The following is a 12,859-nucleotide window of genomic DNA, read 5'->3' as shown; positions in this document are numbered from 1 at the left end:
ACTCCCTATTTTTTGTCCTTCCTATTCTCTCAAAGCATTGTCCCCTGAAGCTTTGAGTCCCCTTGTCACCCGCTAAGTTGCTGAGGTGGAAACTCTTGTGTGTCCTGGAATTCCTTTTTGTTCTTCTGTCTTCGTTCTTCTGTCTTGCGGTACTAGGTTCAGCCGGGGTAAGGCTAAATATAAAGAAAATCTACAAAAACTGACACCGATCCCCACAGAAGAGGGCAGGATAAAAGAGCCCAGATTCCCCGGAGACATCCTATGCTAACCGTCGCTGACATCATGACCGAGGCCGTGACCACGATTTCGAGTGCCGCTACGGTGGCCGACGCCATTGAGTTAATGCAGCACCAGGGAATCCGCTCTTTACTGGTAGAGCGACGCCATCAAGAAATGCCTTTTGGGATTGTCACCGAACGCGATATCGTCTACGCCGTGGTGGCGCGGGGCCACGACCCGGAGAAAGTGATCGTGCAAGACATCATGCGCCAGCCCTGCATTCCCCTAGAGCCTGACCTGACTATTCAAGAAGCTTCCCAAGTGCTTTCTGATACAGGCCTACAACGGGCCCCCGTAGTCCAAAATGGGCGGCTACTGGGAGTAATTTCAGTGACTGATATTCTCATGCGCGGTATGCCCAGACTGGCCTTGAGCAAGTAGGCTAAAGGGGGCGATACTGTTACATCACTGTCATGATTGCTGGTTATGGCTGATCCTTCAGTGCCCATGCTCGATCCAGCCTACGATATTTGGCGGGCTGATCGTCAGCCCCTCGGGGCCTTGTTTGCCCCTAAGACAGTGGCGGTGGTGGGGGCCACCGATCGCCCAGGCAGTGTCGGTCGCACCCTACTGTGGAATCTGATTAGCTCCCCCTTTGGCGGTACGGTGTTTCCGGTTAACCCGAAGCGGCAAAGTGTGTTGGGTATTCGGGCTTACCGTCAGCTGCAGGACGTACCCGCAGCGATTGATTTGGTGCTGATGGCCACGCCAGCGGCCACCAGCACCAATGTAATCGCCGATGCGGTGGCGGTTGGGGCCAAGGGGGCGGCGGTGCTATCGGCTGGCTTCAAAGAGACAGGCCCCGAGGGCGCTGCCCTGGAAACTCAAATTCAAGCCCACCTGCGCTCCAGTTCCCTACGGTTGCTGGGGCCTAACTGTATGGGCATTATGAACCCTCGCACAGGGCTGAATGCCACCTTTGCCAGTCGGTTAGCCCGCCCGGGTCATGTGGGCTTTATCAGCCAGTCAGGGGCGCTATGTAGCGCTGTTTTAGACTGGAGCCTGCAAGAAAATGTGGGCTTCAGTGCCTTTGTCTCGGTGGGATCGATGCTGGATGTCACCTGGGGAGATTTGATTAATCACCTGGGCCATGATCCCCACACCCACAGCATCGTCATGTACATGGAGTCGATTGGGGACGCTCGCTCGTTTTTGTCGGCCGCCCGGGAAGTGGCCCTGACGAAACCGATGATTGTGATCAAAGCGGGTCGCACCCCTCAGGCGGCTGAGGCCGCGGTATGCCACACCGGGACTTTGGCCGGTCGTGATGCGGTCCTGGATGCCGCCTTTCGCCGCTGTGGGGTGCTGCGGGTAGACCAAATTTCTGACTTGTTTGACCTGGCGGAGGTGCTGGCGAAGCAAACTCGGCGTCCCCAGGGGCAGCGGCTGACGATTATTACCAATGCCGGGGGGCCGGGGGTACTGGCCACCGACGCTCTGGTGGCTACTGGCGGCGAGCTGGCGACCTTGTCGGCGGGAACCCTGGCGACCCTGAACCAATGCCTGCCCCCCCATTGGAGCCACCGCAACCCCATCGACATTCTGGAGGATGCCGACCCCGACCGCTATACCCACGCCATCCAAGGGGCTATGCATGACCCCAATAGCGATGGCTTGCTGGTAATTTTGTCTCCCCAGGCGATGACTAACCCCACCCAAACCGCTGAGCGTTTGCAGCAGTTAGCCAAGACCGCCCCTAAACCCATACTCGCCAGTTGGATGGGCGGGGCTGATGTCACCCAGGGGGAAACAATCTTGAACCAGGCGGGCATTGCCACTTATCGCTACCCCGATGCCGCCTCCCGCCTGTTTAATGCCATGGGCCGCTACAGCTATACCCTCCAGGCCCTTTACGAAACCCCAGCCCTGGTCGACGATGGGGGCCACAGCCGCGATCGCCCTGATCGCGTCGCCATCGCTGGCCTGGTGGACCAAGCCCTAGCCGAGGAGCGATCGCTGTTGACCGAACTGGAGGCTAAGGCGATGCTGCGGGCCTACGGCATTCCAGCGGTGGAATCGTCCCTAGCCACCACCGCCACTGAGGCCATGGCCCAGGCCGAAGAGCTGGGTTGGCCAGTGGTGGTGAAGCTGGTCTCCCCTACCCTGACCCATAAACAACAGGTAGCAGGGGTCCGCCTTAACCTCTGTTGTGGCCAGGCGGTGGAGGCCGCCTTTGTAGATATCGCGACTACCATTACCACCCAGTACGGACCTGAGGCCTTTGCCGGGGTGACGGTGCAGCCGATGATGCAGCGACAGCAAGGGATTGAGTTGATTTTGGGGAGCAGTCTAGACCCCCAGTTTGGTCCGGTAATTGTGTTTGGGGCGGGGGGCTCCCAGGTGCAGCTGCTACAAGATAGTGCTGTGGCCCTGCCTCCCCTCAATACCACCCTGGCTCGTCGTCTGATCGAACGTACTCGCCTCTACCCGGTCTTGACCGGCCCCGGTGATTTTGACCTGGCAGAACTGGAACGCCTACTGGTGCGGCTCAGCCAACTGGTGATTGAACAACCCCGGATTAAAGCCCTCGATATCAACCCCCTGCTATTTACCCCTACGGCCCCTGGCCTGATTGCCCTGGACGCCCGCATCCAACTGCATCCCCCCGAACTAGACCTGGCCCAACTGCCCCGACCGGCCATCCGCCCTTACCCCAGCCAATACATCAAAGCCTGGCAACTGCGGGACGGTACCCCGGTGACGCTGCGGCCCATCCGGCCTGAAGATGAACCTTTAATCGTTCAATTTCACCATTCCCTGTCAGAAGAAAGCGTCTATTTCCGCTACTTCCATCTGATGGCTTTAAATCACCGCATTGCCCACGATCGCCTCACCCGCATCTGCTTTATCGACTACGATCGCGAAATGGCCCTCGTCGCCGACCGCCATGATCCCATCAGTGGCCGACACCAGATCTTGGCGGTGGGCCGCCTCAGCAAATGCCACGGGCTCAACCAGGCGGAATTTGCCCTACTAGTCAGCGATGCCCAACAGCATCAGGGCTTAGGTAGTGAACTCTTGAAGCAATTAATTCAGGTGGGGCGTGACGAAGGGTTGGCCGCCATTACCGCCGACATTTTGCGGGAAAACCGGGCCATGCAACGGGTCTGCGAAAAGCTAGGGTTCAGATTAACCCGATCGCCCGATGGCATGCGGGCAGAACTGCGATTACCCTAGCTGTAACCCAGCCTTTGCTACCCTAAAGGGACCAATCCACTATCCCCCTATCGAAATTTCTAGGTTTATCCCATCTATGGTTACGTCTTCCCCCTCACCTGTGGGCCTGTCCAGCGACCCGTCCGCCCCTAGCCATTTGGCGACGGCCAACGCCGTGGTGGCCAAGTTCAAGGCCCTCGCCGATCCCCTGCGATTTGAGGTGGTTGAACTGCTGCGGCAACAGGAAATGTGCGTCTGTGACCTATGCGATCGCCTCGGGGTGGCCCAATCCAAGCTATCGTTTCATCTCAAGGCCCTGCGCCAGGCAGAGTTAATTACCGCCCGCCAGGACGGTCGCTGGATGTATTACAGTCTTAACCTGGTGGCCTTTCAAGGGTTAGACGACTACCTGCAGGGGGTCAGCCAATGCCGCCCTTGTCAGCCCGCCCCCCCTTGCCTCCCGCCCCCGCAGGACGACACCCCCTAGGGCTGGCTGTTGCCACGGCTAACCATTACAACCGATCATGACAACGGCAGGCTAAAGCCCGCCTCAGCCCGTAAGCTGGAGAAGCTAGCCAAAGAACATACTATGACCACTCCTTCCGTACCAACCCGCGATATCACCACAGTGCCAGCTTTGGTCAACGCCTATGGGGCTGGCCAGCGCAACTTCGAATACTTGGCCCTACCTGACGCTGACCTGAGTGGAATCGACCTCAAAGGCACCGATCTGAGCTATGCCGATTTGAGCGGTGCTAATCTGCAGAACGCCAACCTGCGGGGGGCTGACCTCAGCTATGCCAACCTCAGCTATGCCAACTTAACGGGTATTGATCTGCGGGGTGCCATGCTGATTGGCACCGATCTGCGCACCGCTACCCTCACTGCGGCCCAACTCCATGCCGCCGACTATGACCCAGAGGAGACCCACTTTCCTCCAGGGTTTGACCCAGGGCAGCAGGGGCTAAAGGCCGATCGGTAGCCTGCAGGGAACCGATGTCAATCCCCTCACGAAATTGGCGAGTTGGGTTACGATAACCCTGGCAGGCGACCCCGCTGGCCAGCAGCGACCCTGTGAAATCAGCCGCCGTTGTTGACATTGTCTGTGAGCAAAAGACCGCTTTGGCCAGATGATGTCTTTAGTCAGACGGTGTCTTTGGCCTGAAGGCAGTAATGCGATCCAGCCCTCCTTAAGGAAACCACTATGGTATCCTCCTCTCGTTTATCCCGGCAGCGGGAAATTGTTGAAGTTGTGCTCAGCCATGGCTGGGACTATATGCGGCGGCTATTGATGGGGGGTAAGACCGATGAGCCCGATTTGCCTCCCCCGGCAGTGCTGCGCAATATTTTGACTGATTTGGGGCCTGTATATGTGAAGCTGGGCCAGTTGCTGAGTACCCGGCCTGACCTGCTGCCCACCAGCTACATTGAGGAACTGAGCAGCCTACAAACGACAGTGCCAGCTGTGCCTGCCGAAGATATTGAGCAACAAATTCGGCGATCGCTGCCCCAGCCCCCGGAAGACATTTTTCAAAGTTTGAACTACACCGCGATCGCCGCAGGATCGATCGCCCAAACCCATCGGGCCACCCTCAAAGACGGTCGATCTGTTGCCCTCAAAGTCCAACGTCCTGGCATCGAACGCCAGGTGGAGCGAGACATGGGCCTGATTCGAGACATTGCCCGGCTGGTGTCAAATACCCAGTTTGGCCAGCGTTACAACGTGGTGGAGCTAGCGGATGAATTTGCCGATGCCCTCCATGCCGAACTAGACTTTACCACCGAAGCCCACTACACCGACCAACTCCGCCGCAACCTATCCAATAGTCACTGGTACGACCCGGCGCAATTGGTCGTGCCTGAAATTTTTTGGAATTTGACCAACTCCAACCTAATGACCATGGAGTGGCTCGATGGCCGCCCTCTCCTCAAGGCCGATATAGTTGCTACCAGCCAGGCGGGCAGTGCTACGGCTGTGCGCGAACAGGCCAGTCGGCTGCTGTTTAGGGCGTTCTTTAAGCAGTATTTTGTGGATGGCTTTTTTCATGCTGACCCCCATCCTGGTAACATCTTCTATCTCCAAGATGGTCGTGTTGCCCTGCTGGATTGCGGCATGATGGGCCACCTTGACCCCCGCACCCGCAACAGCATGACCGAAATGGTGCTGGCCATTGTTAACTGTGATGCCCAGCGCTGCACCCAATTGACCTTGCAGTTGGCCGAACCCATGGCCCCGGTTAACCTGGCTCGTCTAGAAAGTGACTACACCCGACTCCTGGGCCGTTACTATGGCCTCAGCCTCGAGCAAATTAACACCGCAGAGGTGTTTAGCGAAATTTTGGGGGCTGGAGTGCGCAACAATCTGCGCTGGCCTGCGAATGTGGGGTTGTTCACCAAATCCATGGCCAACCTAGAGGGGGCGGCTCGCCAGTTCTACCCCGGCATTAACCTGTTAGATGAAATTCGCCCACTGATGGCAGACCTGTTTCGTCAGCAGATGATAGGCGATGACCCCGTCCAGGCTCTGCTCCGGACTGGGTTAGAATTTCGCAATCTCTCCTTGAGTTCTCCGCGCCAGTTTGGGTTTTTGCTCGACCGCCTCAGTTCAGAACAGTTGAAGTGGAACCTCAGTTTGCAGGGCATGGATGACCTGCGGCACAGCATAGATGATGCCGCTAACCGGCGGGCCTTTAGTACGGTGATTGCCGCCCTCATTATCGGAGCCGCCATTGTCTCCACCGGCCAGCAAACCTCTGAGGGGCAGATCCTCAGCATTATCTTATTTGTGGCGGCTAGCTTGCTAGGGCTTTGGCTGGTGGTCAGCATTTTGCGATCGGGGCGGCTGCGGTAGGGGATCTAGAACGCCGGTACAGAAAAATAATGACGAGAGATGTGACTTAGGGTTCACGGTTCACGGTAAGCGGTTTAAGGCAAGCCGTGTACCGTTTACCGTAAGCCGTGAACCGCAACCGGTTGACCCGTCACGTCTAACTTGACACACCACTAGTCAAATCCCCAGGTCTCGATCACCCGCCCCGGGCTGACAAATGACAGCCCCTGCTGGGACGAGGTGCTGACCATCACCGCTTCGATCACCGGGGCGCTGACGGGGGTGTCGGCCTGCCAGGTAATCACAAAGTTGGCTCCGACTCCCCCCTGGTCCTCTTTAGGGACCACGACCTCAGTGGAGGCCAGCGGGTCCAGCTGAACTGGTTGATCCAGAAAACCACTGACCAACTCCCCAGCGCTGTTGTAGTAGTCCACGGCGGCGATCGCGATCGGTGCTTCTCTATCGGTGTTGCGCAGACTGAGGGTGGTGGTTAGGGGAAAGGTGCGATCGCGATTCGACTCGTAAATTGCAGAATATACCGGTACATAAACCACCTGCCCCATCACTGGCTCAGGCAAAGACTCTAATGCCAGCACCGTCACCCCCGGCACCTGCCCAAATCGCTCTGCGGTGGGTACCGTGGTGGTATGTTGAGCGGTCGATTGCGGGGTACAGGCGATCGCCCCACCCATCAGAAGCCCCAGCCCAATCCACTTCGCTATTACCATGCCTCCTCCTGATTGTCTCTGAATAAAAAAGGATTCTGGGATGAACAGCGACGGCTACCCAGCAAATGGGCATATACATAGGAAAATTCGCAGCCCATGAAGAAAATCTGACAGGCCAGGAAAATCCATAGCATCAAAATCATCACGCTACCGACCACCCCATAGGACAAAAAGTGACTGCCCACAGAAATCACACTACTACTCACCAGTTGCTGCAACAGAATCAGCAGTGAGGCCGTTAATAACGCCCCTAGCCAAACATCCTTCCAAGCAATGGCGGTGGCGGGCAAAATCTTAAACAAAATCCCTAAGGCCAGGGCTAAAATCAGCAGCGACGAGCCCACTTGGAGGCCACGGGTCAGCAAGAGCTCATTCACTGGCAAGAAGGCAAACGTCTCCTGGAAATTGGCCACCAGCGCCAACAAAATCTTGATTACCAGGTTGGCCACCAGCGACAGCAGCAGCAACAGGGCCGTACCCAAGACTAGCAAAAATGCAGACAGTTGATTGGTGGCAAAAAATAACATCATGCCAGCTACTGACCCAGCCTCGCTGATCCGACTGGGGGAGCCCCAAATTTTGTTCACCGACCGCCGCAAAATCGAAAAAATCGTGCTGGCCGTCCACAGCAATAGCAGCGTGCCCACAATCCCGGCTCCTAAACTGCTCTCATTCAAGGCAATCACCGTGTCTCTTACCAGCTCGTGCACCTCAGGGGGTAAATACTGCACGATCGCTCGCTGAATGGCCAGGAATGCCTCAGTTTCAGGCCCCACCAGCCTGCCCAATACGCTCAAAATCACCAACAGCATCGGAAACAGAGAAAACAGCGCATAGTAGGCCAAGGCCGCTGACAGACCGGGGGCATTGTCTCGGTCCCATTTCAAGACGGTCTGCAGCAGCAGCTGGGCTGGGCGCGAGGGCAGCACCGTCGACCTCAGGTAAGGCAAAACCGTGGCGTGTAAAAAACGAGTCATGGGTAAACACCAAACAGTGGCTGGGTTAACTGGCTTAAACTTACCCGAGCTCAGGGGACTTCTGGAAAACTTTCTTCTTCGTGGTGGGCATTGCCCACCCTACAAAAGTTTCTACCTTTCTGTGTTGGGCCATTTCAACCAGCTGTCCCCCAGGGGCCATGGGAATCAAGGCGGGCACCTATGATCGGTTAAAGGGCAGGCTATACCAAGTCCAGCTCGGGATCTGGAGTTTTCCTACAGGCAGAACTCCAGGTCTGGACTTGAATTTGGTTTAATACGCTGAGGCACAAGTCAGCCCACCATTTCTGACCCCTGGGTAACCCACCCCTGCCCCTCCCAGGAGGGGATGTCGACGCCTGACACCCTCAGCAACGGTGGTCATATTTTTGCCGGGTAGTACTCATTGCAGGCTGGACTTGGATTTGGTTTACTGATTGATTTTCGCTTTGGAGCCAGGGCTATGGTCAACTACGTTCGTCGCCAGTTTCGCCGTTTCTTTAGGCAAGCTCGCACCATCAATAAAGAACCAGTCAATCGAGCCAGTTTAGTGGTGATTATTCTGCTCGATATTTTTATTCTGTTTAATGTGTTTAGTGGACTGAATGACATTAGCCGCTGGCCCTTGAATCCGACCCAGGCCTATCCCTGTCACAGCTCTTGGCAAGGTTACTTAGACGACTCTAGGGGCGATCGCGACTACACTATCCTGCGCCAGTATTTACCTCACGATCAGCCTGAATTTTATCAGCTTACACCCCACTACAGCAGGCTGAACGAAGGACACTTGGGCCAGGTGTCCCCCATTTGTTTTGACTACGCCAATGCCGCCGACGCCCTGCAAGATCCTGAAAACCGTCAAATCGTTGCGAACCTGTCCCAACTGCAAGAGCGGATCACCGCACTCCAGCAAGAGAATCAAACCATCCGTAGCCAGTACGATTCCACCCTGCTAGAGCAAATTGCCGGACAGCCCCAAGACCAATCCATCCACCTAGTCGAGGCGGCCCAGGCCCGGGAAACCCTGGAACGCAACGAAGCCAGCCTGGATCAGCTGAACCAAGAGGTCAGCACCCTGCAAACGGAATTGACAGAAACCACCACCAGCCAGCAGTTTCTTTCCCTGCTGAATGACGATCAGCAATTTCAGCAGGTGGATCGGGGCTTTCAGCGGGCGACGTTCTGGTATCCAACGGTGCAATTGCTGTTTCAGGGATTGTTTTTGCTGCCCTTGGTCGGGGTGGCTTGGGCGGTGCACCGTACCGCAGAACGCCGGAACTACGGCTTGGTGGCCCTGGTCAGTTGGCACCTGCTGGTGATTTTCTGCATCCCCTTGGTCTTTAAAGTCTTCCAAGTATTGCAGTTTGGTGCCCTGTTTAGCTGGCTGTCACGGGTGCTAATCGATCTGTTGGGGGGGCTGCTGTTTTTAATTAATTACCTCTATATCCTCTTGGTGCCCCTACTGGGCTACGGCCTGATCAAGTTTTTTCAAAAGGTGGTGCTGAATCCGCAACTTCAGGTGGCGGGGCGGGTGCAAAAGCAAAAGTGCATTCGCTGTGCCAAAAAGCTACAACCGAGCGATAGTCACTGCCCCCACTGTGGCTATCACCAGTATGTCGATTGCCCCCACTGTCACCAGCCCACCTACAAATACCTACCCCACTGTCGTCACTGTGGGGCGGCCCAAGAAGGGTGATGGTCGGGGCCGGAATCTAGCCCCAAACAAAATCTATCTTTAATGGTCCCGAGCGTTGGCATCAATGCCGGTCTCGGGACATGGCGCTCCCAGGCCAAACTTATTAAAAATACCTATCAACATTGCCTCACCGATAGGATTCTTCTGGAGGACGTGCCCACTGACCCAGCACAGTGCCGACCAGAACCTAGCTGCCATGGGAGTTTTAAGGATATTGCTATGACCTTAGGGCAGATACAGCGACCGTCAATAGGAAAATACTATTGAAAATACGTTGCAATAATGACTAGACTTGGGTACTTTAGTAGTAACGATATGCATTTATACATTTGAGACAAAGATTGATGGCGATCGCACTGGGGAGTGAAAACTCTGCTTTAGCCTCTGGCAGCCTGTATTTGAGGGCTGTGGCTACTCTGGTCTCTACGGTCTTGGTCTCCTACTTAGTTAGAACCACTTGCAACAGCAGCCTAGCCTCTTCTACCCCACCCTGCTCAAATATCACCCCTGCGACTGACATCGAAAAAATCGTAAATTTATGCAAAGAACATTACATCCTGACGACTTCGCCCAGCGATATGACCTGCACAGCACCGCCGCCACTCTCGATCGCGTCAGTCGTTGGACTGTCTATGGTCGACTGCAAGCCCTGAATATTGCCTGTGACTGTGGCTGCGATCGCCCCTTAACCATTGCCGTCAATACCGCTGCAGAGGCGATTCAGGTTTGGTGTGTCATTCAAGCCTGCGTCGCCCCCAAAGCAGACCTGGCCAATCACTTAAATCGCTGCTGGCAGCAAAGGAGCCGACGATGACCCAGACCCAAACCCTACCTACGCTCGCTACCCCCGCCGGGCAAGTGCTGAAGGGGCAGTATCAAGGGGCTTATCGCTCTGGCAAGGGCAAGCTGAAAGGCTTGCGGCTTCAGGCGGGGACCGCCGAGTACACCATTAAGCTGCCTAAGTACTTGCGCCCCATGTTGGTCCGCGAGCTGGAGCCAGGCGATTTTATCCAGGTGTGGGCCTATCCTGAAGACGATATCTGGCGATCGGTCAATATTTTGCCCCTACCAGAGGTGGAAATTGCCGCCCTAAAAAACCAGGATATCCCCCCTGTTACCCCTGTGGCTCCCCAACCCCAGGCGGCCCAGCCCCTGTGCATTGAAGTTTGCACCAAGGGCAAGTGCTGCAAGCAAGGCAGTCGTCACCTTTGGAGCTTGCTCCAGACAGAGGTGAAGGCCAACCCCGATCTGGGGCATGTGTCAATTAAGGCCACTGGTTGCCTGAAAGCCTGTAAGCACGGCCCCAACTTACGGGTGCAACCACGGGGCAAGATGCTCAATCGAGTTACTTCAGATCAAGCTCTGGCTTTACTGAAACAGAAACCGTGAATGGTGAAGATTTTGATCCCCAACGGTGGGACCACTGGCTGTTAATTGTCACCTTTGTGGCTTTGTCGAGTTGGATTATTTGGAAAGTTTATTTTGCCCGGTAACGCTGGCCCTAGTAAAGCTCTGACGACCCCAGGGGAAGCTCAGCCGCCTGGGCATACGCCTGTGGGTATGGCCCCAAAAAAACCTGCCGAAAGGCAGGTTGGGTGTGGGTTTGGCCAATTGACAGTAGAATTACCAACCCAGCTTCAGGCTATCTGGGGTCAAGAAGTGCTCCAGATGGTAGGCCCGCTCTTCTGTTTCCAACAGAATTTTTTCGTACAGATAGCGGGTAGCGCGATCGCCCAAACTTTCCGCCTGGGAGGCCAGACGACGCAACATGGAAATGATTGCCTGCTCGGCCTTCAAATTATGGTCAATCATAATCCGGCAGCGGTAGACATCGTCCCCTTCCATGTCAAAGCAACACAGCTCCGCCAGCTTGCTAAAGCTCAGGGCTGGAACCCCGCCCAGACCATGCAACCGTTCGCCAATGTCGTGGGCATGTTCTTGAGCCTCCTCATAGCTTTCCGAGAAGTAGTCATGGAGCATGTGATACTCCGACCCTTCCACCACAAAGTGGTGTTTTTGATATTGCAACGACAGTGCAATAAAGCTGGCATAGAGCGTCCCCAAGCCATCAATCACTGGCTCAGTGGTCGATTTTTCCAACAGAATGGGATTGTCGGCGACTTCCCCATAGGATTGCAGCAGCGTTTCAGTAATTGGCATAATGTCCCCCTTAATCATTCAGATTGTTCAGACAGCGGTAGATGTAGGGCACACGCCCCCACACCCTTAAATCAGACTCACACTCAGACTGGGCAAATCCTTAGGCCTACTTCCCTGGACTTTACTCAAGCGTGGCTATGGAATTCTGCGTAAACGCAGACCATAAAACTCGCATTGAATAGAATAAACGCTTTAGGCTAAGGCCGTGGATAAGTCTGAACAAAAACTACTCAATAAGCTTACCGTATTTTTCCTTAGTCTGCTAATGTCAGCGACTTCATAATCATGCTTATCAGTAGTAATCAATCTTTCGTTAATCCCTCTATTGTTCATAGTGATAATAGTTTTCAATAAATTAATTTCAAAAGTCGAAAATGGTTTTCAATAGTTGATTAATTAAATATTGAAAATGACTTTCAACAGTTTAATGCCCTCGATAGACCTGTGATGATGACCGAACCAAACCAGCCGTTACCCAGGATTAATTCGGGCTCTGACCTGAAGACTGTGCTTAATAAAGAGGGCTTTAGACTAACCAGTCAGCGCCAGAAAATTCTAGAGCTATTCAGGGATGTTGCCCTTGATCATCATCTCAGTGCTGAGGAGATTCACCACCAGTTGGTGGAACAAGGGGAGAAAATTAGTATTTCCACAATTTATCGGGCTCTGCATGTGATGGTGGGGTTAGGGCTTTTGCAAGAGCTAGAGTTGGCAGAAGATCGCAAGTACTACGAACTGAGTACCCCCTTTACCAGTCATCACCACCACCTAGTGTGCGTTCAGTGTGGAGCGGTCCAGGAGTTTGAAGAGGTCAGTATCTCAGATGTGGGGGCAGGGGAGACGCAGACCCGAGGGTTTGTGTTGTTGAACTCGCAGTTTACAATTTATGGTGTTTGCCCCCGATGCCAGAACCGTCTGGGGAGTTAGGACATAAAGGCAGAAGGCAAAAGGCAGTAGAGCTACGCTCGGGCGCAGCAGGCAGAAAGGAAATCCCGTTCCATGTTTCACCCAACCTACGAGTATCCTAATGGTTAGA

12 protein-coding genes are annotated in these 12,859 nt (G+C 54.8%); 9 read left to right on the top strand and 3 right to left on the bottom strand.

The genetic code is table 11. The features are described 5' to 3' along the window. Positions 1–261 precede the first annotated feature (261 nt). From E1H13_RS20440 to E1H13_RS20420, 5 genes are all read left to right on the top strand, one after another. Complete coding sequence (locus E1H13_RS20440; protein ID WP_169616103.1) at positions 262–660, top strand: CBS domain-containing protein; 399 nt, start codon at positions 262–264, stop codon at positions 658–660. A gap of 45 nt (positions 661–705) precedes the next feature. Continuing rightward, entirely contained in the window at positions 706–3,456 is a 2,751-nt protein-coding gene (locus tag E1H13_RS20435; RefSeq protein ID WP_169616102.1) for a bifunctional acetate--CoA ligase family protein/GNAT family N-acetyltransferase, read from the top strand. A 76-nt stretch (positions 3,457–3,532) separates the two neighbouring features. Beyond that, positions 3,533–3,922: a metalloregulator ArsR/SmtB family transcription factor gene (locus E1H13_RS20430; RefSeq protein ID WP_169616101.1), complete on the top strand. Its 390-nt coding sequence runs from the start codon at positions 3,533–3,535 to the stop codon at positions 3,920–3,922. Between the two features lie 102 nt (positions 3,923–4,024). Next, a complete protein-coding gene (locus E1H13_RS20425) occupies positions 4,025–4,417 on the top strand; it encodes a pentapeptide repeat-containing protein (protein ID WP_169616100.1) in 393 nt (130 codons plus the stop codon). 222 nt (positions 4,418–4,639) lie between these two features. Continuing rightward, positions 4,640–6,286: an AarF/ABC1/UbiB kinase family protein gene (locus tag E1H13_RS20420; protein ID WP_169616099.1), complete on the top strand. Its 1,647-nt coding sequence runs from the start codon at positions 4,640–4,642 to the stop codon at positions 6,284–6,286. 152 nt (positions 6,287–6,438) lie between these two features. Here the strand turns inward: E1H13_RS20420 and E1H13_RS20415 are convergent, their stop codons facing one another. Next, entirely contained in the window at positions 6,439–6,993 is a 555-nt protein-coding gene (locus E1H13_RS20415) for a DUF3124 domain-containing protein (protein WP_169616097.1), read from the bottom strand. Beyond that, positions 6,987–7,970 carry a YihY/virulence factor BrkB family protein gene (locus E1H13_RS20410; RefSeq protein ID WP_169616095.1) on the bottom strand — a complete coding sequence of 328 codons (984 nt, stop codon included), beginning with the start codon at positions 7,968–7,970 and terminating at the stop codon, positions 6,987–6,989. The genes E1H13_RS20415 and E1H13_RS20410 overlap by 7 nt, the downstream gene beginning before the upstream one ends. Positions 7,971–8,430: 460 nt before the next feature. Here E1H13_RS20410 and E1H13_RS20405 point away from each other — a divergent pair, with 460 nt between their 5' ends. From E1H13_RS20405 to E1H13_RS20395, 3 genes are all read left to right on the top strand, one after another. Beyond that, the gene (locus tag E1H13_RS20405) at positions 8,431–9,663 is read left to right on the top strand and encodes a hypothetical protein (RefSeq protein ID WP_169616093.1); all 1,233 of its coding nucleotides are present in this window, start codon (positions 8,431–8,433) and stop codon (positions 9,661–9,663) included. A 538-nt stretch (positions 9,664–10,201) separates the two neighbouring features. Continuing rightward, the gene (locus tag E1H13_RS20400; protein WP_169616091.1) at positions 10,202–10,477 is read left to right on the top strand and encodes an Asr1405/Asl0597 family protein; all 276 of its coding nucleotides are present in this window, start codon (positions 10,202–10,204) and stop codon (positions 10,475–10,477) included. Next, positions 10,474–11,052: a (2Fe-2S) ferredoxin domain-containing protein gene (locus tag E1H13_RS20395; protein WP_169616089.1), complete on the top strand. Its 579-nt coding sequence runs from the start codon at positions 10,474–10,476 to the stop codon at positions 11,050–11,052. The genes E1H13_RS20400 and E1H13_RS20395 overlap by 4 nt, the downstream gene beginning before the upstream one ends. A 234-nt stretch (positions 11,053–11,286) precedes the next feature. Here E1H13_RS20395 and E1H13_RS20390 read toward each other — a convergent pair whose 3' ends face one another. Next, positions 11,287–11,823, bottom strand: a complete 537-nt coding sequence (locus E1H13_RS20390) for a DNA starvation/stationary phase protection protein (protein ID WP_169616087.1) — start codon at positions 11,821–11,823, stop codon at positions 11,287–11,289. Positions 11,824–12,273: 450 nt separating this feature from the next. Here E1H13_RS20390 and E1H13_RS20385 point away from each other — a divergent pair, with 450 nt between their 5' ends. Continuing rightward, complete coding sequence (locus E1H13_RS20385; RefSeq protein ID WP_169616085.1) at positions 12,274–12,750, top strand: Fur family transcriptional regulator; 477 nt, start codon at positions 12,274–12,276, stop codon at positions 12,748–12,750. Positions 12,751–12,859: the final 109 nt, after the last annotated feature.

The sequence above is a fragment of the Nodosilinea sp. P-1105 genome (genome assembly GCF_012911975.1).
Taxonomy (GTDB): domain Bacteria; phylum Cyanobacteriota; class Cyanobacteriia; order Phormidesmidales; family Phormidesmidaceae; genus Nodosilinea.
This window is presented reverse-complemented; position numbering and strand designations above follow the sequence as displayed.

Excerpts from the sequence above, each read along its gene's own strand:
- E1H13_RS20435 (WP_169616102.1), top strand. The coding sequence starts at position 706 with ATGGCTGATCCTTCAGTGCCCATGCTCGATCCAGCCTACGATATTTGG.
- E1H13_RS20415 (WP_169616097.1), bottom strand. The coding sequence starts at position 6,993 with ATGGTAATAGCGAAGTGGATTGGGCTGGGGCTTCTGATGGGTGGGGCG.
- E1H13_RS20390 (WP_169616087.1), bottom strand. The coding sequence starts at position 11,823 with ATGCCAATTACTGAAACGCTGCTGCAATCCTATGGGGAAGTCGCCGAC.
- E1H13_RS20440 (WP_169616103.1), top strand. The coding sequence starts at position 262 with ATGCTAACCGTCGCTGACATCATGACCGAGGCCGTGACCACGATTTCG.
- E1H13_RS20405 (WP_169616093.1), top strand. The coding sequence starts at position 8,431 with ATGGTCAACTACGTTCGTCGCCAGTTTCGCCGTTTCTTTAGGCAAGCT.
- E1H13_RS20385 (WP_169616085.1), top strand. The coding sequence starts at position 12,274 with ATGACCGAACCAAACCAGCCGTTACCCAGGATTAATTCGGGCTCTGAC.
- E1H13_RS20410 (WP_169616095.1), bottom strand. The coding sequence starts at position 7,970 with ATGACTCGTTTTTTACACGCCACGGTTTTGCCTTACCTGAGGTCGACG.
- E1H13_RS20395 (WP_169616089.1), top strand. The coding sequence starts at position 10,474 with ATGACCCAGACCCAAACCCTACCTACGCTCGCTACCCCCGCCGGGCAA.
- E1H13_RS20430 (WP_169616101.1), top strand. The coding sequence starts at position 3,533 with ATGGTTACGTCTTCCCCCTCACCTGTGGGCCTGTCCAGCGACCCGTCC.
- E1H13_RS20420 (WP_169616099.1), top strand. The coding sequence starts at position 4,640 with ATGGTATCCTCCTCTCGTTTATCCCGGCAGCGGGAAATTGTTGAAGTT.
- E1H13_RS20400 (WP_169616091.1), top strand. The coding sequence starts at position 10,202 with ATGCAAAGAACATTACATCCTGACGACTTCGCCCAGCGATATGACCTG.
- E1H13_RS20425 (WP_169616100.1), top strand. The coding sequence starts at position 4,025 with ATGACCACTCCTTCCGTACCAACCCGCGATATCACCACAGTGCCAGCT.